This window comes from Bacteroides clarus (assembly GCF_015555825.1).
GTDB lineage: Bacteria > Bacteroidota > Bacteroidia > Bacteroidales > Bacteroidaceae > Bacteroides > Bacteroides clarus.
The window spans coordinates 19,839-43,704 of sequence record NZ_JADNLF010000002.1; the positions used below are offsets into that span (position 1 = coordinate 19,839).

Consider the following 23,866-nt stretch of genomic DNA (forward strand, 5'->3'; position numbering starts at 1 on the left):
ATGAAGATATATGCCCGGAGAGTAATTTATACTTTTCGGGCATTATTTGTTTATGAAATTGTATCTTTGTGATATTGCCTGTTGTTTGGTTTTGCTTATTTTAGATAGATGATTATGATAAGAAGTTGTTTGATGATGGTTTTTCTCGGGTTGGGTTGGAGTGTTTTCTCTCAACAAGACCCGGTGTTGATGCGCATCGGCGGGAAAGATGTATTGCGTTCTGAATTCGAGTATAACTATAACAGGGATAAAGCGTCACTTGCTCCTAAGTATGCCGCACCGGAGAAGTATGCAGAGCGCTTTGTGAACTTTAAGCTGAAAGTCGCTGCCGCCGAGGCGGCCGGGTTGGATACGGCTCTTGCTTTCCGTGAAAGAGTGGAAGGTTACCGCAGCCGGTTGATAAAATCGTACCTGACCGATACGGTTGTAACCGAAAAAGCTGCCCGCAGGTTGTACGACAAAATGAAATCCGGCCATCGTGCAGGGCAAGTACGTGTAAGCCATATTTTTAAATACCTTCCTCAGAATGTATCCGGTGCCGCATTGCGTGATGCGGTTGCCCGGATGGACTCCATTTATGAGTATCTTCAAAGAAATCCGGATAGCGAGGCTTTTGATTCCTGTGTAGAGCGTTTCTCCGATGAGAAACGGGCATTTCGGGTGAGTTGGCTGCAGATGCCGGTAGAGTTTGAAGATGTGGTCTTCGGCCTGTCGGCGGGAGAAATGTCTCAGCCCTTTTTTACTCCGCAAGGTATTCATATTGTAAAAGTTCTTGAACGATTGGAGATGCCTTCTTTTGAGAGTGTGAAAGAGGAGTTGATGGCTCGCCGGGCACATCGTCACGGAGTGGATTCGGGTGCAGAGGCACAGGTGGAGAAATTAAAGAAAGAATATCGGTATACCCCCGACAAAACAGGTGTGGACGAGCTGATAAATACAGGGAGAACAAACCGTACTTTGTTTACACTGGCGGGAAAAAACTATACGGGACACGATTTTGCCCGTTTTGCGGCGGCGTATCCGGCCGGTGTGCGCAGGCAGTTGGATGCTTTCATAATGAAAACCGTGCTCGATTATGAAAATACGCGTTTAGAGCGGAAACATCCGGATTTACGTTGTTTGGTACGGGACTACGGGAATCGGTTGCTGGCGGATAAGATTACGGAACAAGAAATCCGTAAACGGGCTGCGACGGATGAAGCCGGACTGCAAGCTTACTTCGAAAAGCACCGTTCCGATTATCAGTGGAAAGAGCCGCGATACAAAGGCATTGTACTGCATGGAGTGAGCAAACGTATTGCCAAGCAGGCCCGTAAGTTTTTGAAGAGCCTGCCGGAGGCGGAATGGAAGGATGCGATTCGTCTGACGTTTAATGCTGGTACGCAGCCTCAGATTTTTGCGGAACAGGGATTGTTCGCTCCCGGTGACAATGCGTATGTCGATGATTTAGTGTTCAAAGGAAAGGATGCCGCTCCGATGGTGTCATTCCCTTTTACTGCTGTGTTAGGTGAAAAGGTAAAAGGCCCGGACGACTATCGGGAGGTAAAAGACCGGTTGGTCGCGGATTATCAGAACTATTTGGATAATCAGTGGACAGCCCGTTTACGAGCCTCGGCTAAGGTTGAAATTAACCAAGAGGTTTTAAAAACCGTTAATAATCACTGATGCAACCGATTAAAGCCGTATCTTCGTACCTTAAAATATAGTAAATATCAGTTGATAATGCGAACAACCTGTTTGGGGCTTTTAATTCTTCTTTTCTGCGGATCATGCAAGGAGCGGCACGATCACGGAGGACGAACGCCGCTGGTGGAATTAGATGGCAACTTCCTTTACCATGAGGACTTGCAATCGGTACTTCCCGCGGATTTGTCGAAGGATGACAGTCTGTTGTTTGCCGAACATTATATCCGTAACTGGGCGGAAGATGTATTGTTGTACGAGAAAGCTCAAAGCAATATTCCCAACAGCGATGAAATAGACAAGTTGGTGGAGAATTACCGGAAAGCGCTGATTATGCACACTTATCAGCAGGAATTGATAAATCAAACTCTTTCCGAAGAAATCTCGGAAGCGGAACTGACCGGTTACTATGAGAAACATCAGGAACTTTTTAAGGTGGAGCGTCCTTTGATGAAAGGATTGTTCATAAAAGTCCCTCTTACGGCTCCTCAGTTGGGCAGTGTCCGCCGTTGGTACAAGACGGAAACCCGCGAAGCTGTGGAACATCTGGAAAAATACAGTTTGCAGAATGCGGTGAAGTACGAGTATTTTTACGACAAGTGGGTGCCGATAACCGAGGTGATGGATTTGATGCCGCTGAAAGTGCCCGATGCCGGAGAATATCTGAATAAGAACCGCCACGTGGAATTGAAAGACACGGCCTTTCATTATTTCCTGAATGTGAGTGATTATCGTGCCGTGGGAGAACAGGAACCGTATGAGTTCGCCCGTACCCAAGTGAAAGATATGATGCTCAATATGAAGCAGGTGGAGTTTATGAAGCAAGTGAAAGAAGACTTGTATCGACGTGCGGAGAAAAGAGACAAAATTAAATATTATTAGTATAAGACACCAAGAATGAAGAAGTGTATGAACTTTAAGTTTGTAGTTTTATTTGCCTTGACGCTGTTAGCCGGTTCTACCGTTTATGGACAAGACAATGTGATTGACGAGGTTGTGTGGGTAGTAGGCGACGAGGCTATATTAAAGTCCGAAGTGGAAGAGGCGCGTATGAGCGCTTTGTACGAAGGGCGTAAGTTCGACCGGGACCCTTACTGTGTGATACCGGAAGAAATTGCCGTACAAAAGTTGTTTCTGCATCAGGCCGCACTCGACAGTATTGAAGTTTCCGAAGCTGAAGTTATCCAGCGTGTGGACTATATGACGAATATGTACATCACCAATATCGGTTCCCGCGAAAAAATGGAGGAGTATTTCAATAAGACCTCCAGCCAGATTCGTGAAACTTTGCGTGACAATGCGCGTGAGGGTTTGAAAGTACAGAAAATGCAGCAGAAACTGGTCGGTGAAATCAAGATAACGCCTGCCGAGGTACGCCGTTACTTCAAAGACCTTCCGCAAGACAGTATTCCTTATATTCCGACCCAGGTAGAGGTACAGATAATCACTCAGCAGCCGAAAGTTCCTTTGGAAGAAATAGAGAACGTAAAGAAACGTTTGCGCGATTTTACCGATCGTATTACGAAGGGCGAAACCAGCTTTTCCACGTTGGCGCGTATGTATTCGGAAGACCGCGGAACGGCTATCAACGGCGGCGAAATGCCGTTTACGGGACGCGGATATCTGGACCCTGCTTTCGCAAACGTGGCGTTCAATCTGCAAGACCCCAATAAAGTATCTAAGATTGTAGAGTCTGAGTTCGGTTTCCACATTATCCAGTTGATGGAGAAGCGGGGCGACCGTATTAAAGTGCGTCATATTTTGCTGAAGCCGCATATACCCGAAGAAGCGTTAGTTTCAGGTATGGCGCGTCTGGATTCCATCGCCGATGATATCCGTAACGGAAAATTCTCTTTTGAGGAAGCGGCATCGGTACTTTCGCAAGACAAGGATACGCGCAACAATCATGGTTTGCTGCCTAATCCCAATACCAACACTTCCAAATTCGAGATGCAGGAGTTGCCACCCGAAATCGCCAAAGTGGTAGACAAAATGAAAGTAGGGGAAATCTCCGAAGCCTTCACCATGATTCCGCAGAAAACAGGTAAGGAGGAATGTGTTATCGTGAAACTGAAAAGCCGTACAAACGGTCATAAGGCAACCGTTGCCGACGATTATCAGAACTTGAAGGAAATCGTATTGGAGAAACGTCGTGATGAAATGCTGGACAAGTGGATTCGTGAAAAACAGAAACACACTTACGTTCGCATCAACGAAAATTGGAGAAACTGTACATTCAAGTATCCGGGATGGATAAAAGACTGATAATTGGTTTGATATGCCTGTTCGGCGTTTGTTTGTTGAGCGCCCAGGACAGGAAAAGTGAGCCTGACAAGAAAAAGAAACGTGTGGATTTGCTTTATGCCGATGAGGCGCAGGCGGATAAACAGTTGCGCCCCGATGTGCAGGTGTTGATTGGTTCTGTCCGGATGAAGCATGACAGTATGTACATGTTTTGCGACAGCGCTCTGATTTACGAAAAAATCAATTCCGTAGAAGCGTTCGGCAATGTCCGCATGGAGCAGGGAGACACCTTATTTATATACGGCGACTACCTGTATTATGACGGGATGTCGCAGCTTGCCATGTTGCGTGAGAATGTCCGCATGATTAATCGTAATACGGAACTGACGACGGATAGCCTGAATTACGACCGTCTTTACAATTTAGGATATTACTTTGACGGCGGTACGCTGACCGACGAGGAAAATGTCCTTACTTCCGAATGGGGAGAGTACAGTCCGGCAACCAAACTGGCGGTGTTCAACCATGAGGTGAAACTGGTAAATCCCAAATTTGTCCTTACTTCCGACACGCTGAAATACAGTACGGAGTCCAAAATAGCCACTATTCTGGGGCCTTCCGATATTGTCAGCGATAAGAATCATATCTATTCGGAGCGCGGAGAGTATAACACCGTTTCCGAGCAAGCGGAATTATTAGACCGTTCCGTATTGACTAATGAAGGCAAGAAACTTACCGGCGACAGTCTTTTTTACGATCGCAAATTGGGATATGGCGAAGCCTTCGATAATGTACAGATGAATGATACGGTAAACAAGAATATGCTTACCGGTAATTACTGTTTCTACAATGAACTGACCGGCAATGCCATTGCCACCCGGCGTGCGGTTGCCATAGACTATTCCCAGGGCGACAGCCTTTTCATGCATGGCGACACCTTGCGATTGGTAACTTACCATATGAATACCGATTCCGCTTATCGTGAAATGCGTGTTTATCATAAAGTACGTGCCTATCGGACGGATGTGCAGGCGGTGTGCGACTCTTTGGTCTACAACTCCAAAGATTCCTGCATGACAATGTACACAGACCCCATCCTGTGGCATGGTGCGCAGCAATTGCTCGGTGAGGAGATAAAGGTCTACATGAATGACAGCACCATCGATTGGGCGCATATCATCAACCAGGCATTAGCTGTCGAACAAAAAGATTCTGTCCATTATAACCAGGTGACGGGCAAGGAGATGAAAGCCTTTTTTCAAAATGGAGATATGCGCCGTGTGGATGTGAACGGTAATGTTCTGATTATCTTCTATCCGGAGGAGAAAGACAGTACGATGATCGGAATGAATTATGCCGAAGGCAGTTTCCTTCGTATCTATCTCAAAGACCGCAAAATGGAAGAAGCCGCTTTAATAGGCAAGTCCAATGGTATATTGTATCCCATGGACCAGATACCGGCGGACAAGATGAAACTGCCGTCCTTCGTGTGGTTTGATTACATCCGTCCGTTGGATAAGTATGACATCTTTGAGTGGCGAGGTAAAAAAGCGGGTGAAACATTGCAAAAAAGTGACCGGAAACCTTTAACTTCGCCAAGAGATATGCATATAAAACGAACTAAAAAATAACGCTATGGGAATGTTTACAATGCGTAAGCCGCGAGGTTTTCACCATTCATATATCTATGTGGATGAACGGAAAGAGAAGCTGGCTAAAATGGAAGAAGATGCCAAGCGCGAATTAGGCATGTTGCCGGAAAAAGAGTTTTCACCCGAAGATATCCGGGGAAAGTTCGTTGAGGGTACCACCCATCTGAAGCGTCGCAAGGAAAGCGGGCGTAAACCCGTTCATCTGGGAGTACTGCTGCTTATCATAGCTTTGCTGATATACCTATGGTACGCTATAACCAACGGTATCATCTGAATTTTTCCGTACCTTTATATTTCATACTTTATACTTACTACTTATCATGAGCGATATCATTCATTTGCTGCCCGATTCGGTTGCGAACCAGATTGCTGCCGGAGAGGTGATTCAGCGTCCGGCATCTGTCATCAAAGAATTGGTAGAAAATGCGATTGATGCGGAAGCCGGAGAAATACATGTTTTGATAACGGATGCCGGAAAAACCTGCATTCAGGTTATCGACGACGGAAAGGGAATGTCCGAAACGGATACCCGTCTGTCCTTTGAACGCCATGCCACCTCTAAGATACGTGAAGCGTCCGATTTGTTCGCTTTGCGTACGATGGGTTTCCGCGGCGAGGCATTGGCTTCTATTGCCGCGGTGGCAGAGGTGGAACTGAAGACCCGTCCGGCTGATGAAGAGCTCGGTACGCGGCTTGTGATTGCCGGTTCCAAAGTCGAAAGCCAGGAAGCCGTATCTTGTCCTAAGGGCAGTAACTTTTCCGTAAAAAACCTGTTCTTCAATATTCCCGCCCGCCGTAAATTCCTGAAAGCGAATTCAACGGAGCTGAGCAATATCCTGACCGAGTTTGAGCGTATCGCTTTGGTGCATCCCGATGTCGCTTTCTATCTGTACAGCAATGATACGGAGCTGTTCAATTTGCCCGTCATGCCGTTGCGCCAACGTATTCTTGCCGTATTCGGTAAGAAACTGAACCAGCAACTGCTCTCGGTGGATGTAGATACGACGATGATAAAGGTTTCCGGTTTTGTGGCGAAGCCGGAAACGTCCCGCAAGAAAGGCGCGCATCAGTACTTTTTCGTGAACGGACGCTACATGCGCCATCCGTATTTCCATAAAGCGGTTATGGATGCCTATGAGCAACTGATTCCCGCAGGGGAGCAAATATCCTATTTCATCTATTTCGAAGTCGACCCTGCCAACATAGATGTGAATATACATCCTACGAAGACGGAAATCAAGTTCGAGAATGAACAGGCTATTTGGCAGATACTTTCGGCCGCCGTTAAAGAATCGCTTGGCAAGTTCAACGCCGTACCGTCCATCGACTTTGACACCGAGGGTATGCCCGATATTCCGGCATTTGAGCAAAGCCGCCCTATTGAACCGCCTAAAGTGCATTATAATGCGGACTTCAATCCTTTCAAAACTTCATCTGCCTCTTCCTACGGTGTCGGAGGTAATTATTCCCGTCAGAGCGTGGAATGGGAGGGTTTGTACTCCGGCTTGGAGAAAGCGAGCAAGATGAACGAGCCTGTTATGGCGGAAGAGCCTTTTGATTTCGGGGAAACGGCTTCTGCCGTGGCAGAACCGGTTGCGGCATCTTCCCAATCGTCTTTGTTGTACTCCGGTGAGCCTTCTTCGATGGAGAAGGGAGCGCAGCATTTGCAATTCAAGGGACGCTTTATTCTTACCTCCGTAAAATCCGGTTTGATGCTGATAGACCAGCATCGCGCGCATATACGTGTGTTATTCGACCGGTATATGAATCAGATTCGCCAGAAACAAGGGGTATCTCAGGGAGTGCTGTTTCCGGAAATGATTCAGTTGCCGGCTTCCGAGGCGGCGGTACTGGAAAGCCTGTCGGATGATTTGGCGGCGGTAGGCTTCGACCTCAGTCCTTTGGGCGGAGGCAGTTACGCCATCAACGGTATTCCTTCCGGTATTGAAGGACTGAATCCCGTGGAGCTGGTGCGCAATATGGTGCATACCGCTATGGAGAAAGGTAATGACGTTAAGGAAGAAGTCCGGACTATCCTTGCGCTGACACTGGCGCGTGCGGCAGCCATTGTCTACGGACAAGTGCTGAGCAATGATGAGATGTCCAATCTGGTGGACAGCCTGTTTGCTTGTTCCACTCCCAACTATACGCCTGACGGGCGTACGGTTCTTGCCACTATCAAGGAAGAGGACATTGAAAAGCTGTTCCTGAAATGACGATTTGCGTACTTTTCCCTTTATAAAGCATAGAGGGTCGGCATAAATTCCGGGCACGGATTATATGGAACTTCACAGGTGACAATAAATAAATCCCTGATTTTCCGTATAATCCGTGCCTGCTTTTTATATTATTTGTCCACAACTATCAAAAAAAATCTTTTTTTCAGAACCTTTTAGTCTTGCCGGCGTTAATTAATCAGTTTGAATGATAAAGAATTTAATTAACCAACTTAACTATTTAAGGTATATGAAAAAGATTCTAATGTTGCTGGCTTTGGCCGGCGTATCTTCTGCCGCTATGGCGCAGCAAAAACCTGTTGTTGTAGAACAGGTAGACATTATTCAGGTACAGGATAAGTACCAAGTAATCACAAATCCGTTCTGGAGCAACTGGTTCTTCTCTATCGGTGGCGGTGCATCGGTAATGTATGGAGACAACGATCAGGAGTTGGGCGACTTCGGTAAGCGTATCAGCCCTACGATGAATATCTCTGTCGGTAAATGGTTCACTCCGGGGCTCGGATTGCGTTTGCAGTATAGCGGCCTTCAGGCAAAAGGTTTCACGACAGACCCGTTAGCCGATTATGTAAAGGGTACCCAACGTGAAAACGGTTCGTACAAGCAACGCTTTGACTATATGAACTTCCACGGTGACGTAATGTTCAACCTGAATGCCCTGTTTGGCGGATACAACCAGGACCGTGTATACGAAATCATCCCTTACCTGGGAGCCGGTATTACTCATAACTATACAAAGCCTCACCGTCAGGCGCTGTCGGTAAACGCAGGTATTATCAACCGCTTCCGTATTTCGAATGCGATAGACATTAATCTGGAGCTCAGTGCGATGGGTGTTGAGGATAAATTCGACGGAACAGTTGCCGGCAAAGGTTATGACGGCGTATTCAGTGCTACGCTCGGTTTGACTTACCACTTCCCGAAACGTGGTTTCAACCGTCCGATGCCACAGTTGATTTCCGCTCTCGAATTGTCTGCCATGCAGCAACAGATGGCTGAAATGGCTGCCGCCAACCAACAGTTGGAGTCAGCTCTGACCGCAGCGCAGAACAGACCGGTAGAAGTTACCGAAACCGAAGTTGTCGTTACCGATCCGAACATCGCGCCGCGTACCGTATTCTTCAAGATAGGTTCTGCCGAATTGTCTCCGCGTGAGGTTATGAACATCTCTTACCTGGCAAAACAGATGCAAGAGTTCCCGAATGCAACTTATACGGTAAACGGTTACGCCGACTCTGCAACAGGTACTCCTGAGTTCAACAAAGAGTTGAGTTTGAAACGTGCGCAGGCCGTGGTAGATGTTTTGGTAAAGGATTACGGTATTCCTGCCAACCGCTTGAAAGTTTCCGCCGACGGTGGCGTCGACAAGTTCGGACAACCGATTCTGAACCGTGTGGTATTAGTAAAATCTGCCAACTAACAGATAAAAGGAAAAGAACAAGGGCTGTATCCGGTGACGGGTACAGCCCTTTCTTGTATGCTTTTCTTTATTCCGCGCTGAATTTCTTTACCTGTTCCGCGATAAGTTCCGCGTCATCGAAGTAGTTAATCTTCATGGCTCGACGCACGTCGTCCAATGTCGCTGCGGCTGTTTCGCGTGCCGCTTCACAGCCTTTCTTCAGCATATCGTAGATGCTCGGAATATCTTTCTCGAATTCCTTGCGGCGATTACGAATCGGTTCCAACGTTTCCTGCATGATATTGTTGAGGAAACCTTTCACTTTCATATCACCTAAACCACCACGTTGATAGTGCGCTTTCAGCTCTTCCAAGGAAGGATAGTCGGGCAGGTAACGCTCGAAGTGTTCGGGACGGCAGAAGGCATCCAGGTAAGTAAATACGGTATTGCCTTCAATCTTACCCGGGTCTTGTACGCGCAGATGGTCGGGGTCGGTGTACATGCTCTTCACTTTCTTCTGAACCTCGTCGGCGGTATCGGAAAGGTAGATACAGTTGCCCAAAGACTTGCTCATCTTGGCTTTTCCGTCCGTACCCGGCAGGCGCAGACAGGCTGCATTGTCCGGCAGAAGGATTTCCGGCTCCACCAGCGTGTCGCCGTAGATGAAGTTGAAGCGGCGTACGATTTCACGGGCCTGTTCAATCATCGGTTCCTGGTCTTCGCCGACGGGAACGGTGGTGGCGCGGAACGCTGTAATGTCCGCGGCCTGGCTGATGGGGTAGGTGAAGAACCCTACCGGAATACTCGTTTCAAAGTTGCGCATCTGGATTTCCGTCTTTACCGTCGGGTTGCGTTGCAGGCGCGATACGGTGACAAGGTCCATATAATAGAAAGTCAGTTCGCACAGTTCCGGTATCTGCGACTGGATGAAGATGGTACTCTTCGCCGGGTCCAGTCCGCAAGCCAGATAGTCGAGGGCTACCTCGATAACGTTCTGACGTACTTTTTCAGGATTCTCCATGTTGTCTGTCAATGCTTGCGCATCGGCGATGAACACGAATGTCTTGTCATACAGTCCGGAGTTCTGCAACTCCACTCTGCGTCTCAACGAGCCTACATAATGTCCGATGTGCAGGCGTCCTGTGGGGCGGTCGCCCGTGAGGATGATTTTTTCTTTTGCCATATCTGTATTTATTATTTTTTTCTTATAAGTAAATACGTATGATTTCGTTTATACCGTCTGAATGACAGATACTCTTGGTATAAACCGAATTTCAACATATACTTAACATCTTGTCTGTTATAATGGAATGCAAAGATACCATTATTTTCGTCGAATACAGTGCATCGCTTTAAAAATTAAACGGTGAAAGCTCCGCCCTGTCCTTATTCCTTTATATATATGCGGTGGCTGCCATAGCCGCTGATGCCGATTCCGCTTTCGGGCGTATGCGCCCATTTACGCAATTCCGTGGTAGCGGAACTTTTCAGTAATCCGGTCAGCCGGCAATAGATGCGTACGGTGAGGTACGGATTCTCTTCCAGGTATTTCCGGGCTATGTCCAAACGTTGTTCCGGAACGTATTTTTGCGAAGAACGGCGCGGACGCCAATGAGCACGCTCCAAACGACATTTCCGGCGGGTTTCTCCGACCAGTCTTTTATCGGCCCGGAAGTTGATGTTGCCCACAACGATGCTTTGGGCGTTGCGGTGTACCGCATTTTCATCGGTCTTTTCGCGTTCTTTGTCCTCACGCAGGGCAAGTGCGGGTGAGAATACGCCTATCCCTTCTATCTTAACCGAGCGTCCCATGGCCATTTCATGCGCCAATGCTTCTCCAAGCTCCAGTATCACCCCTTCGGTGACCCCTTTGGCAAAAGCGCACTTCGCGGATATGTATTCCGCCAGTTCGCGAGTTCCCGTTTGCCCCGTCATAACCATTTGCGGATAGGTGATTTCCTCGCCTGTTCCATGAATATCGGGCATTTTCTTCATTATATACTGTGCAGACATGATTTCCTTGTATTATAAAGTGGGTATTGTTGCAACGCAATCTCAGAATTAAACTTCTGTTCTTAAGAATTAAATCTTAGTTTTTATAAATGATACTTTAGTTCCTATAAATCAAAGTTTAATTCTAAGATTGCGTTGCAACAAAAGTAACTATTCTTTTCGGATAAGAAATTTATTCTTTTGATTAATTTGCTCAAATCGTAAATAAGTCGTTACTTTGCAAAAATTTTAGAGATAACTATGCAACCGCAGGAAAAGAGAAGTACATACAACCTACGTTCGAATGAATTTCATTCGCTGGCTGTCGGTTTCTCTTTTTTCGAAAACGATATTTTTAGTTCTTTGGTAATGCGTTAATCCTTATTCGGGTAACGCATTTTTTTTGTGCCGGAACGTGAAGAATGAACTTAATAGACAACAAGAGAATATGGAAAAGAATTTGAAGAAAGTGCTTGTCTTGGGCTCAGGTGCGCTCAAGATCGGTCAGGCCGGGGAGTTTGACTATTCCGGCTCGCAGGCTTTGAAGGCTTTGCGCGAAGAAGGTGTGGGTTCGGTATTGGTTAACCCGAATATTGCTACAATCCAGACGTCGGAAGGTATTGCCGATAAAGTTTACTTCTTGCCGGTAACTCCTTATTTCGTAGAAGAAATCATTAAGAAAGAGCAGCCGGACGGTATCCTGTTGGCTTTCGGCGGACAGACTGCGCTGAACTGCGGTACGGAACTTTACCTGAACGGAACTTTGCAAAAATACGGCGTACGTGTATTGGGTACTTCGGTAGAGGCTATCATGTATACGGAAGACCGCGACCTCTTTGTGAAGAAGCTGGATGAGATTCCTATGAAAACTCCGAAGAGCCACGCCGTGGAAAGCATGGAAGACGCCCTGAAGGCTGCCCGCGAAATCGGCTATCCGGTAATGGTGCGTTCGGCATACGCTTTGGGCGGCTTGGGCAGCGGTATCTGTCCGGACGAGGAAGCGTTTGTCAAGCTGGCTGAAAGTTCTTTCACGTTCTCCAAGCAAATTCTGGTGGAAGAATCCCTGAAAGGCTGGAAGGAAATCGAATTCGAGGTAATCCGTGACGCCAACGACCACTGCTTCACCGTGGCAAGCATGGAAAACTTCGACCCGCTGGGCATTCATACCGGTGAGTCTATCGTGGTTGCTCCAACCTGCTCTCTTACCGACGAACAGGTGAAAATGTTGCAGGAACTTTCTACCAAATGTATCCGTCACCTCGGCATCGTGGGCGAATGCAACATCCAGTATGCGTTCAACGCCGAGACCAACGACTATCGCGTAATCGAGGTGAACGCCCGTCTGTCCCGTTCCTCCGCATTGGCGTCCAAAGCCACCGGTTATCCGCTCGCTTTCGTTGCCGCCAAGATTGCATTGGGCTATACGCTCGACCAAATCGGCGAAATGGGTACTCCTAATTCCGCTTACGAGGCTCCGCAGTTGGATTACCTGATTTGTAAAATTCCCCGTTGGGACTTGACTAAGTTTGCGGGTGTGTCTCGCGAAATCGGTTCGAGCATGAAGTCGGTGGGCGAAATCATGTCTATCGGCCGCTCTTTCGAGGAAATTATCCAGAAAGGTCTGCGTATGATAGGTCAGGGCATGCATGGCTTTGTAGGTAATGACGATGTGGAATTCGATGATTTGGATCACGAATTGTCTCATCCCACCGACCTGCGTGTGTTCGCTATCGCCCAGGCTTTGGAAAAAGGCTATACAATCGACCGTATCTTCGAACTGACTAAAATTGATCCCTGGTTCCTCGGCAAGCTGAAGAACATTGTGGACTATAAGAATAAACTCTCACAATATGATAAAGTGGAAGACATTCCGGCCGACGTGCTGCGCGAAGCGAAAGTGCTCGGTTTCTCCGACTTCCAGATTGCGCGCTTCGTGCTGAGCCCGGAAGGCAATATGGAGAAGGAAAACCTCATGGTGCGCGCCCGTCGTAAGGAGCTGGGTATTCTTCCGGCTGTGAAACGCATCAATACCATCGCTTCCGAACATCCGGAGCTGACGAACTACCTCTATATGACGTATGCCGTACAGGGATATGATGTGAACTATTATAAGAATGAGAAATCGGTGGTTGTATTGGGTTCGGGCGCTTACCGCATCGGTTCTTCCGTAGAGTTCGACTGGTGTTCGGTGAACGCCATCCAGACTGCGCGCAAGCTGGGTTACAAATCCATCATGATTAACTATAACCCCGAAACAGTGTCTACCGACTATGATATGTGCGACCGCCTGTACTTCGATGAGCTGTCTTTCGAACGTGTGCTCGATGTTATCGACCTCGAACAACCGCGCGGCGTAATCGTGTCCGTGGGCGGACAGATTCCCAACAATCTGGCTATGAAGCTTCATCGCCAGTCTGTTCCTGTGCTGGGTACTTCTCCTATCTCTATCGACCGTGCGGAGAACCGTAACAAGTTCTCAGCCATGCTCGACCAGCTCGGTATCGACCAGCCGGCTTGGCAGGAACTTACCAGTCTGGAAGACGTGAAGGGCTTCGTTGAGAAAGTGGGTTATCCGGTATTGGTGCGTCCGTCGTATGTGCTTTCCGGCGCTGCGATGAACGTATGCTACGATGAAGAAGAATTGGAGAACTTCCTGAAAATGGCTGCCGAGGTTTCCAAGGAATATCCGGTAGTGGTTTCCCAGTTCCTGCAGAATACGAAAGAAATTGAGTTTGACGCTGTTGCTCAAAACGGCGAGGTGGTGGAATATGCCATCTCCGAGCATGTTGAGTTTGCCGGTGTACACTCCGGTGACGCTACACTGGTATTCCCGGCGCAGAAGATTTACTTCGCTACGGCGCGCCGTATCAAGAAAATCAGCCGCCAGATTGCAAAAGAGCTCAATATCTCCGGTCCTTTCAACATCCAGTTCCTGGCACGCAACAACGAGGTGAAAGTTATCGAATGTAACCTGCGTGCTTCACGTAGTTTCCCGTTTGTGTCTAAAGTGCTGAAACGCAACTTCATCGAAACTGCCACGAAGATTATGCTGGATGCTCCTTATTCCCGTCCGGACAAGTCGGCGTTCGACATCGACTGGATCGGCGTGAAGGCTTCCCAGTTCTCATTCTCCCGCCTGCACAACGCAGACCCTGTATTGGGTGTGGATATGTCCTCTACGGGTGAGGTGGGCTGTATCGGTGATGACTTCTCCGAAGCGTTGCTGAACTCCATGATTGCTACCGGCTTCAAGATTCCGCGTCCTGAAAAGGGTGTGATGTTCTCTTCCGGCGCGATGAAATCGAAAGTGGATTTGCTGGATGCCAGCCGCATGCTTTTTGCGAAGGGGTATAAGATTTACGCTACGGCAGGTACCGCCGCATTCCTCAATGCGCATGGCGTAAGCACCGAAGCCGTGTTCTGGCCGGATGAACGTGCCGATGCGGAAAATAATGTAATGACAATGATTGCTGAGCATAAGTTCGACCTGATTGTAAATATTCCGAAGAATCATTCCAAACGCGAGCTGACTAACGGTTACAAGATTCGCCGCGGCGCTATCGACCACAATATTCCGTTGATTACGAATGCCCGTCTGGCAGGCGCTTTCATTGAAGCTTTCTGTGAGATGAAAATGGAAGATATCCAAATCAAGAGCTGGCAGGAATATAAATAAGCCGGTTGGTATGTTATTGTAATAAAGAGGTTGTACCAAACTCGAATCCTACTATCATTCTGTCGTGCAGAGCGTAGCTGATGACAGAATGATATGTTTATCAGAGTTTTGTACAGCCTCTTTTCCTTAAATAGGCATTGGCGTATGATAAAGAATCTATTATTTGATATGGGCGGTGTGATATTCCGCCAGAATTCGGAAGAGGCTTATCGCCGTTTTCGGGCGATGGGAGTGAATACGGATGATTACATGGGTGAATATGGCCAGAAAGGTTTTTTCCTGGATGTGGAAACGGGAAAAATCGACGCCGGCGAGTTTTGCCGGAGAATGGCTGAGGCTGCCGGACGCGAGTCTGTCAGTTGGGATGAAGCGCAGCATTGCTGGTTGGGCTTTATACGTGATGTTCCGGTGGACAGGCTTCATAACTTGTTGAAGTTGAGGGTTGAATACCATGTCTGCCTGCTTAGTAATACCAACCCGTTTATTATGGCTTTTACCCGTAGCGATAAGTTCAGTGACGAACACAGACCGATAAGCGATTACTTCGATACACTGTTTTGCAGTTATGAAATGCGGGCTTACAAGCCTGAACCTGATATTTTTCTTAAAGCGTTGGCCGCTGATGGTATGAAAGCCGAAGAAACGATATTCGTAGATGACAGCTTAAAGAATATCAGGGCTGCGGAAGCGCTTGGCATACGCGGGTTGCATGTAGCTCCCGATGAAGATTGGATGGAAAGGCTGACAGCGTTGTTGCATACATGTAATGGTTTGTAGTATATTTGCAATGAAAAGCAATTAGGATAAGAATATGAGTGAGGTAGATAAAATGAGAAGCTCGCAATTGGCGAATACTGCTTCTCCGGAAATTCAGGAGCGTTTTAAACGTGCGAAAAAACTGTTGCTGAGACTGAATGCCACGAGCGGTTATGATGAAGAATGCCGGAGCGTATTGGAAGAATTGATACCCGGTATTCCTGCTTCCGCCACTATTTGGCCGCCTTTCTGTTGCGACCATGGTGACGGTATCCGTCTTGGGGAACATGTCTTTATCAATTCCAATTGTACTTTCCTGGACGGTGGTTACATCACTGTCGGAGCGTATACGCTGATAGGACCTTGTGTGCAGATTTACACCCCTCAGCATCCGTTTGATTATCTGGAACGGCGTGTGGAGCAGGAACACGCCTATCCGGTGACGATAGGTGAAGATTGCTGGATTGGCGGCGGCGCTGTTATTTGTCCCGGGGTAACCATTGGCGACCGTTGCATTATAGGTGCGGGGAGTGTAGTGACAAAAGATATTCCGTCCGATTGTGTAGCCGTTGGGAATCCGGCAAGGGTAATCCGAAAAAATGAAGTAAAAAAGTGATGAGGCTAATTGCTTGAATTTCAATAACAGTCGGTATTGTGTGAAAAAAAACTTGCAAAATAGATGGCGAAAGTTTTGGTAGTTTCAAAATAAGCTGTACCTTTGCATCGCTTTTGAAACGGAAGTGTACGGGCGTTTAGCTCAGCTGGTTCAGAGCATCTGCCTTACAAGCAGAGGGTCGGCGGTTCGAATCCGTCAACGCCCACAGTGTAGTTTTTATTGAAAATAGCTTTGCATGATATATGCAAAGCTATTTTTTTGTCCTGCGACTTCATTTTTGTAATTTATTTCTTCTTTATACCTTATTACTCGGAAAAAAGCCGTAATTTTGCAGCCCGATAATTATCATAAATACGACGTATGGAACTTGATTTACTTACCGCAATCTCTCCGATTGACGGTCGATACAGGGGCAAGACGGATGCTTTGGCCGCCTATTTCTCAGAATTCGCACTGATAAAATACCGTGTACAGGTTGAAGTGGAATATTTTATAACCTTGTGTGAACTGCCTTTACCCCAGTTGAAAGGGGTGGATAAGGGTGTGTTCGAAACATTGAGAAACATTTACCGCAATTTTTCAGAAGCCGATGCCGGACGTATTAAGGATATTGAAAGCGTGACTAACCATGACGTGAAGGCTGTTGAATATTTTTTGAAAGAAGAATTTGATAAGCTGGGCGGAATGGACGACTATAAAGAGTTTATCCACTTCGGACTGACTTCACAGGATATCAACAATACTTCTATTCCTTTGTCTGTCAAAGAGGCATTGGAGCAGGTGTATTACCCTCAGATAGAGGAACTGATAGCGCAACTCCGTACTTATGCGGAAGAGTGGGCGAACATTCCTATGCTTGCCAAGACACACGGACAGCCGGCTTCTCCTACTCGTTTGGGAAAAGAGGTAATGGTGTTTGTATACCGTTTGGAACGCCAGCTGGCTGCATTGAAGGCTTGCCCGGTTACCGCCAAGTTTGGCGGTGCTACGGGAAATTACAATGCGCATCATGTGGCTTATCCGGAATATGACTGGAAGGCTTTCGGTAATAAGTTTGTTGCGGAGAAGCTGGGATTGGAGCGTGAGGAGTATACGACCCAGATTTCCAATTATGATAATCTGTCCGCTGTCTTCGATGCGATGAAGCGCATTAATACGGTGATGATTGATATGAACCGTGACTTCTGGCAGTATATCTCCATGGAATACTTCAAGCAGAAGATTAAGGCGGGCGAGGTCGGTTCGAGCGCAATGCCGCATAAGGTAAATCCGATTGACTTTGAGAATGCCGAAGGTAATCTGGGGATAGCGAACGCTATTCTGGAGCATCTGGCCGTGAAGTTGCCGGTGTCACGTCTGCAGCGCGACCTGACGGACTCTACCGTATTGCGTAACGTGGGTGTTCCGTTCGGGCATATCGTAATTGCCATTCAGAGTTCATTGAAAGGATTGCGGAAGCTGCTGTTGAACGAAACGGCTATTTACCGCGATTTGGATAACTGCTGGAGTGTTGTGGCCGAGGCCATCCAGACAATCCTGCGCCGTGAGGCCTATCCGCATCCTTACGAGGCGCTGAAAGCGTTGACGCGTACCAATCAGGCTATCACGGAGAGTTCTATCAAAGAATTCATCGAAGAATTGAATGTAAGCGAAGAGATAAAGAAAGAATTACGTGCAATTACTCCCCATACATATACGGGGCTTTAAGAAGCGACAAGAGAGTCCGGAATATTCAACTTTTTAATCCGGAATTTGTTTATAAGCTAAAATAAAAGAAAAGGTAATCAGAGATAAAGAAAGAATGGCCGTGAGGCCAGTAGGTTTAATTTTATTCGAATAAAAAAACAATGAGTACAGAAAATGAAACTTGGCGTGATGCTTCTTCCTCAGAGGAGAACTCAGGCGCCGGCCGTGATGGTAACCAATTTAACAGAGAGGGAAGCTATAGCCGCCCGTCTTATAACCGTGAAAATGGGGACCGCCCTTATCGTCCGAAATTTAATGGTGAAAACGGCGATCGTCCGCAACGCTCTTACGGCAGTGACCGCCCTTACCGTCCGCGTTTTAATCCGAATGCGGAGAATGGCGACCGCCCTCAGCGTTCTTATAATACCGACCGTCCTTACCGTCCCCGCTATAACAGTGAAGGCGGCGACCGCCCCCAACGCTCTTACGGTAATAATGCCGGCGGTGACCGTCCTTACCGTCCCCGCTATAACAGCGAAGGCGGCGACCGTCCCCAACGTCCTTACGGCAATAATGCCGGTGGTGACCGTCCTTACCGTCCCCGTTATAACAGCGAAGGTAGTGACCGTTCTCAGCGTCCTTACGGCAACAATGCCGGTGGTGACCGTCCTTACCGTCCCCGTTATAACAGCGAAGGCGGCGACCGTCCTCAGCGTCCTTACGGTAACAATGCCGGTGGCGACCGTCCTTTCCGTCCGCGCTATAACTCGAATGGCGACCGTCCTCAACGCCCTTATGGCAACAGGGATAGTTACAGCCGTCCGATTCGCCGTACGGGGGATTACGATCCCAATGCCAAGTACAGCAAGAAGAAACAGATAGAGTATAAGGAACAGTTTGTCGACCCGAACGAACCGATTCGTCTGAATAAGTTCCTGGCTAATGCCGGTGTGTGCTCACGTCGTGAAGCGGATGAGTTTATTACAGCCGGTGTAGTGTCTGTAAACGGAGAGGTGGTTACGGAATTGGGTACTAAGATTAAGCGTGGCGATGAAGTGAAGTTCCACGATCAGACGGTCAGCATCGAACGTAAGATATATGTTCTGTTGAACAAGCCGAAAGATACGGTGACAACTTCCGATGATCCGCAGGCGCGTCGTACTGTAATGGATTTGGTGAAAGGCGCTTGCGACGAACGTATCTATCCGGTAGGTCGTCTGGACCGTAATACTACAGGAGTATTGTTGCTGACGAACGACGGTGACCTGGCTTCCAAGCTGACTCATCCCAAGTATCTGAAAAAGAAAATATATCATGTGCACTTGGATAAGAATCTGACTAAAGCCGATATGGAGCAGATTGCGGCCGGTATTCAGTTGGATGACGGTGAAATCCAGGCGGATGCTATCAGTTACACTGATGAATTCAAAAAAGATGAGGTGGGCATAGAAATCCACTCCGGTAAGAACCGTATCGTGCGTCGTATTTTCGAATCGCTGGGATATAAGGTTGTGAAACTGGACCGTGTATTCTTTGCCGGCTTAACCAAGAAAGGCTTGCGTCGCGGCGAGTGGCGTTACCTCACTGAACCGGAGGTAAACTTCCTGCGTATGGGCTCTTTCGAATAATATATATAATAAGGTATAATAACTGTTTTATGGAAAAAATTAGTAGAACAAAGATTGTTGACCTGTTGAAGCGCGAGGATTTTGGCGCTATGGTCAACGTGAAAGGCTGGGTTCGTACCCGCAGAGGTAGTAAGCAAGTTAATTTTATCGCGCTGAACGATGGTTCTACAATAAATAATGTGCAGATTGTGGTGGATTTGGCGAACTTCGATGAGGAGATGCTGAAAGATATTACCACAGGCGCTTGTTTGAGCGTGAACGGCGTGCTGACGGAATCGGTAGGCTCCGGTCAGAAAGCCGAAATCCAGGCTCGTGAAATCGAAGTGTTGGGAACTTGCGACAATACATATCCTTTGCAGAAAAAGGGACACTCTATGGAGTTCCTTCGTGAGATAGCCCATCTGCGTCCGCGTACGAATACGTTCGGCGCTGTGTTCCGCATTCGTCACAATATGGCTATCGCCATTCATGAGTTCTTCCATAAGAAAGGGTTCTTCTATTTCCATACGCCTATCATTACGGGTTCTGACTGTGAAGGCGCCGGACAGATGTTCCAGGTTACTACGATGAACCTGTATGATTTGAAGAAAGATGAAAACGGTTCCATTATCTACGATGACGATTTCTTCGGCAAACAGGCCAGCCTGACGGTTTCCGGCCAGTTGGAAGGTGAGCTCGCCGCTACGGCATTGGGCGCTATCTATACGTTCGGACCTACGTTCCGCGCCGAAAACTCCAATACTCCCCGTCACTTGGCGGAGTTCTGGATGGTTGAGCCGGAAGTCGCGTTCAACGACATTGCCGATAACATGGACTTGGCGGAAGAATTCATCAAGTTCTGCGTACAGTGGGCTTTGGATAACTGCGCCGATGACGTGAAGTTCTTGAACGATATGTTTGACAAGGGCTTGGTAGAACGTCTGCAGGGTGTTCTGAAAGAAAGCTTCGTTCGTCTGCCTTATACGGAAGGTATCAAGATTCTGGAAGAAGCCGTAGCGAAGGGACATAAGTTCGAGTTCCCCGTATACTGGGGCGTCGACCTGGCTTCCGAACACGAGCGTTATTTGGTGGAAGAGCACTTCAAGCGTCCGGTTATCCTGACGGATTATCCGAAAGAAATCAAGGCGTTCTATATGAAACAGAACGACGACGGTAAAACGGTACGTGCCATGGACGTACTCTTCCCGAAGATTGGCGAGATTATCGGAGGTTCCGAGCGTGAGTCCGACTACGCTAAACTGATGAACCGTATCGAGGAGCTTCATATCCCGATGAAAGATATGTGGTGGTATCTTGATACCCGTAAGTTCGGTACGTGTCCGCACTCAGGTTTCGGATTAGGCTTTGAGCGTCTGTTGCTGTTCGTAACCGGTATGACTAATATTCGTGACGTGATACCGTTCCCGCGTACTCCGCGCAATGCGGAGTTCTAATCGATGGAGAACGGAATAGAATATCTTTAACGGATAAGCCCGCATAAACTTTGGTTTATGCGGGCTTTTTTATGCGATAAACTGTTATTTTCTCAAAATAAATCTTTATATTTGTGTCAACAGGAATGACATAGCGTTAACCAATATCATACGAATATGAAAAAGAGTTATTTCTTTACCATGCTGGCGGCGGTGCTGCTTGCGGTAACAGGAGTCCGGGCGCAGGATAAGGCTGTTTTCGAGCCGGCGCATCTGGAAGGTATTTGGCAGTTGTGTCATTATGTGTCCGAAAATCCGGATATTCCCGGAATATTGAAGCCGAGCAATACATTTAAGGTGCTGAGCGATGACGGCCGTATTGTTAATTTCACGATACGACCCGGTGCGGACGCCATTATTACGGGGTATGGCACCTATCGGCAAATATCGGGCACGGCCTATAAGGAAAGCATCGAGAAGAACATCCATCTGCCTATGTTGGATAATAAGGATAATATCCTTGAATTTGAAATGGGTGAGGGCGGTGTGATGTATCTGAAATATTTTATCGCAAAAGATTTAAACGGAAATGAACTGAATACATGGTTTCATGAAACCTGGAAACGGGTAAATATGCCATCCGCATTTCCGGAGGACATTGTCCGGTAACAGAAAACAAATGCCATTTCATACCCCTTGCGCAAATCCGGGAATATCCTGTTTACAGGTGTTTGCATGCGCGGGCGGGAACTTTTGAAATTATCTTCCGGGGATATTTTTATTTCTTCGGAAGATAATTTCTTTTTGTTGTATATCAGCCAAGTGCAATTTAAAAAAAAGAAGAAAACGTTTGCCAGTTATAAGAAAATCCGTACCTTTGCAAGCCGATTATTATCTCATAAGGATAAGCATTTAATTCATAGCGAGTTAATCTCCCTTTGTCCGAGGCGGTTAATTCGTGGTGAAGCAAAACATTTAGTAGTAACATTTAAAAAAACAATTAAGAGTGGATACTTTAAGTTACAAGACCATTTCTGCAAACAAAGCTACAGTGACTAAAGAATGGGTCATTGTTGACGCTACGGATCAAGTATTGGGTCGTCTGGGCGCGAAAGTTGCGAAACTGTTGAGAGGAAAGTATAAACCAAACTTTACTCCTCACGTAGATTGTGGCGATAATGTAATCATTATCAACGCCGACAAAGTAAAATTAACCGGTAACAAATGGAATGACAAGGTATATCTGTCATATACAGGCTATCCCGGCGGTCAGAGAGAAATCACTCCTGCTCGTTTGCAGGCAAAACCGAACGGTGATGACAAGTTGCTGAGAAAAGTAGTAAAGGGTATGTTGCCTAAGAATAAACTGGGTGCTCAATTGCTGGGCAATATGTACGTTTATGCAGGCAGCGAGCACAAACATGAAGCTCAGGGCCCGAAAATGATTGATATTAACGCACTTAAATAAGAGATAATGGAAGTAGTAAATGCATTAGGCAGACGTAAAAGTGCAATTGCACGTATTTTCGTAAGCGAAGGTACTGGAAAGATTACTATTAACAAGAGAGACCTCGCAGAGTACTTTCCATCAAGCATTCTTCAGTATGTAGTGAAACAACCGTTGAACAAACTGGGTGTTGCTGAAAAGTACGACATCAAAGTAAACCTCTGCGGTGGCGGTTTTACCGGTCAGTCTCAGGCATTGCGTCTTGCAATCGCTCGCGCGCTGGTGAAAATCAATGCTGAAGACAAGGCTGCTCTCCGCGCTGAAGGCTTCATGACCCGCGATCCCCGTTCTGTTGAACGTAAGAAACCGGGACAGCCGAAAGCTCGTCGTAGATTCCAGTTCAGTAAACGTTAAGAGTTGGAGAACGGTTGGGGCGGACAAGTTGCTTAATTCTCGACTTTCACCTCTCAACTCTCAACTGAAAAAGCGTTTAGTATCTAAACTACCGGGACTCTTCATCTGGATAGGCTACCCGGCGGTTGGTTTAGAAAAAACAAAAAAGAAAGTAAACGATTTAAAGATTAAAACAAAATGTCAAGAACAAATTTTGATACATTATTGGAAGCCGGTTGTCACTTCGGTCACTTGAAAAGAAAGTGGAACCCTGCAATGGCTCCTTATATCTTCATGGAGCGCAATGGTATTCATATCATTGACCTCAACAAGACGGTTGCTAAAATTGACGAAGCTGCTGAAGCTTTGAAGCAAATCGCTAAATCAGGAAAGAAAGTCCTGTTTGTTGCTACTAAAAAACAAGCTAAGCAGGTGGTTGCCGACAAGGCTGCATCTGTAAATATGCCTTATGTAATCGAGCGCTGGCCGGGTGGTATGTTGACTAACTTCCCGACAATCCGTAAGGCTGTGAAGAAGATGGCTACTATCGATAAGTTGACTAACGATGGTACTTATTCTAACCTCTCTAAGAGAGAAATTCTGCAAATCTCCCGTCAACGCGCTAAGTTGGACAAGACTTTGGGCTCTATCGCCGACCTGACTCGTCTGCCGTCCGCTTTGTTCGTTATCGACGTAATGAAAGAGAATATTGCAGTTCGCGAAGCTAACCGTTTGGGTATTCCGGTATTCGGTATCGTTGATACCAACTCCGATCCTACAAACATCGACTTCGTTATTCCGGCAAATGATGACGCTACCAAGTCGGTAGAAGTTATCTTGGATGCTTGCTGCGCCGCTATGCAGGAAGGTTTGGAAGAACGTAAGGCTGAAAAGGTAGATATGGAAGCCGCCGGCGAAGCTCCTGCCAACAAAGGCAAGAAGAAAGCTACAAAAGCAAGACTCGACAAGTCTGACGAGGAAGCAATCAACGCAGCCAAAGCTGCCGCTTTCATCAAGGAAGACGAAGAGGCTTAAATCATAGAAC

19 protein-coding genes and 1 tRNA gene are annotated in these 23,866 nt (G+C 47.1%); 18 read left to right on the forward strand and 2 right to left on the reverse strand.

Annotation, left to right across the window (positions count from 1 at the left end; all coding sequences use genetic code 11):
• Positions 1 to 108: 108 nt before the first annotated feature.
• From I2F54_RS02720 to I2F54_RS02750, 7 genes are all read left to right on the forward strand, one after another.
• Positions 109 to 1,665, forward strand: coding sequence for a peptidylprolyl isomerase (locus tag I2F54_RS02720; RefSeq protein WP_195500466.1), 1,557 nt, complete (start codon positions 109 to 111; stop codon positions 1,663 to 1,665).
• 57 nt (positions 1,666 to 1,722) lie between these two features.
• Positions 1,723 to 2,565, forward strand: coding sequence for a peptidylprolyl isomerase (locus I2F54_RS02725; RefSeq protein ID WP_087426950.1), 843 nt, complete (start codon positions 1,723 to 1,725; stop codon positions 2,563 to 2,565).
• A 15-nt stretch (positions 2,566 to 2,580) separates the two neighbouring features.
• Entirely contained in the window at positions 2,581 to 3,948 is a 1,368-nt protein-coding gene (locus I2F54_RS02730) for a peptidylprolyl isomerase (protein WP_009122809.1), read from the forward strand.
• Positions 3,933 to 5,558 carry an OstA-like protein gene (locus tag I2F54_RS02735; RefSeq protein ID WP_009122808.1) on the forward strand — a complete coding sequence of 542 codons (1,626 nt, stop codon included), beginning with the start codon at positions 3,933 to 3,935 and terminating at the stop codon, positions 5,556 to 5,558. Before I2F54_RS02730 ends, I2F54_RS02735 begins: the two co-directional genes overlap by 16 nt.
• A gap of 4 nt (positions 5,559 to 5,562) precedes the next feature.
• A complete protein-coding gene (locus I2F54_RS02740) occupies positions 5,563 to 5,853 on the forward strand; it encodes a hypothetical protein (protein WP_022219432.1) in 291 nt (96 codons plus the stop codon).
• Positions 5,854 to 5,899: 46 nt separating this feature from the next.
• On the forward strand, positions 5,900 to 7,795 hold the full coding sequence (mutL, locus tag I2F54_RS02745) for a DNA mismatch repair endonuclease MutL (RefSeq protein WP_195500467.1): 1,896 nt from the start codon (positions 5,900 to 5,902) through the stop codon (positions 7,793 to 7,795).
• A 250-nt stretch (positions 7,796 to 8,045) separates the two neighbouring features.
• Complete coding sequence (locus I2F54_RS02750) at positions 8,046 to 9,236, forward strand: OmpA family protein (protein WP_087426948.1); 1,191 nt, start codon at positions 8,046 to 8,048, stop codon at positions 9,234 to 9,236.
• A gap of 67 nt (positions 9,237 to 9,303) precedes the next feature.
• Here the strand turns inward: I2F54_RS02750 and trpS are convergent, their stop codons facing one another.
• Both trpS and I2F54_RS02760 read right to left on the reverse strand, forming a co-directional pair.
• Positions 9,304 to 10,398: a tryptophan--tRNA ligase gene (gene trpS, locus I2F54_RS02755; protein WP_195500468.1), complete on the reverse strand. Its 1,095-nt coding sequence runs from the start codon at positions 10,396 to 10,398 to the stop codon at positions 9,304 to 9,306.
• 203 nt (positions 10,399 to 10,601) lie between these two features.
• On the reverse strand, positions 10,602 to 11,228 hold the full coding sequence (locus I2F54_RS02760) for an HU family DNA-binding protein (RefSeq protein ID WP_009122803.1): 627 nt from the start codon (positions 11,226 to 11,228) through the stop codon (positions 10,602 to 10,604).
• A gap of 427 nt (positions 11,229 to 11,655) precedes the next feature.
• Between I2F54_RS02760 and carB the strand changes: the two genes are divergently transcribed.
• The 11 genes from carB (at position 11,656) to rpsB (ending at position 23,856) form a co-directional block, all read left to right on the forward strand.
• A complete protein-coding gene (gene carB, locus I2F54_RS02765; protein WP_039951031.1) occupies positions 11,656 to 14,883 on the forward strand; it encodes a carbamoyl-phosphate synthase (glutamine-hydrolyzing) large subunit in 3,228 nt (1,075 codons plus the stop codon).
• 144 nt (positions 14,884 to 15,027) lie between these two features.
• On the forward strand, positions 15,028 to 15,660 hold the full coding sequence (locus tag I2F54_RS02770) for an HAD family hydrolase (protein ID WP_195500469.1): 633 nt from the start codon (positions 15,028 to 15,030) through the stop codon (positions 15,658 to 15,660).
• A gap of 34 nt (positions 15,661 to 15,694) precedes the next feature.
• On the forward strand, positions 15,695 to 16,255 hold the full coding sequence (locus I2F54_RS02775; RefSeq protein WP_195500470.1) for a sugar O-acetyltransferase: 561 nt from the start codon (positions 15,695 to 15,697) through the stop codon (positions 16,253 to 16,255).
• 130 nt (positions 16,256 to 16,385) lie between these two features.
• A tRNA-Val gene (locus I2F54_RS02780) sits at positions 16,386 to 16,460 on the forward strand.
• 155 nt (positions 16,461 to 16,615) lie between these two features.
• Entirely contained in the window at positions 16,616 to 17,962 is a 1,347-nt protein-coding gene (purB, locus tag I2F54_RS02785) for an adenylosuccinate lyase (protein ID WP_195500471.1), read from the forward strand.
• A 140-nt stretch (positions 17,963 to 18,102) separates the two neighbouring features.
• Complete coding sequence (locus I2F54_RS02790; protein ID WP_195500472.1) at positions 18,103 to 19,569, forward strand: pseudouridine synthase; 1,467 nt, start codon at positions 18,103 to 18,105, stop codon at positions 19,567 to 19,569.
• 29 nt (positions 19,570 to 19,598) lie between these two features.
• Entirely contained in the window at positions 19,599 to 21,002 is a 1,404-nt protein-coding gene (gene asnS, locus I2F54_RS02795; protein ID WP_009122796.1) for an asparagine--tRNA ligase, read from the forward strand.
• A 156-nt stretch (positions 21,003 to 21,158) separates the two neighbouring features.
• The gene (locus I2F54_RS02800; RefSeq protein WP_009122795.1) at positions 21,159 to 21,650 is read left to right on the forward strand and encodes a DUF4488 domain-containing protein; all 492 of its coding nucleotides are present in this window, start codon (positions 21,159 to 21,161) and stop codon (positions 21,648 to 21,650) included.
• A gap of 337 nt (positions 21,651 to 21,987) precedes the next feature.
• The gene (gene rplM / locus I2F54_RS02805) at positions 21,988 to 22,449 is read left to right on the forward strand and encodes a 50S ribosomal protein L13 (RefSeq protein ID WP_195500473.1); all 462 of its coding nucleotides are present in this window, start codon (positions 21,988 to 21,990) and stop codon (positions 22,447 to 22,449) included.
• A gap of 6 nt (positions 22,450 to 22,455) precedes the next feature.
• Positions 22,456 to 22,842, forward strand: coding sequence for a 30S ribosomal protein S9 (gene rpsI, locus I2F54_RS02810; RefSeq protein WP_004288304.1), 387 nt, complete (start codon positions 22,456 to 22,458; stop codon positions 22,840 to 22,842).
• A 177-nt stretch (positions 22,843 to 23,019) separates the two neighbouring features.
• Complete coding sequence (gene rpsB, locus I2F54_RS02815; RefSeq protein ID WP_005658322.1) at positions 23,020 to 23,856, forward strand: 30S ribosomal protein S2; 837 nt, start codon at positions 23,020 to 23,022, stop codon at positions 23,854 to 23,856.
• The last annotated feature ends 10 nt before the right edge of the window (positions 23,857 to 23,866 follow it).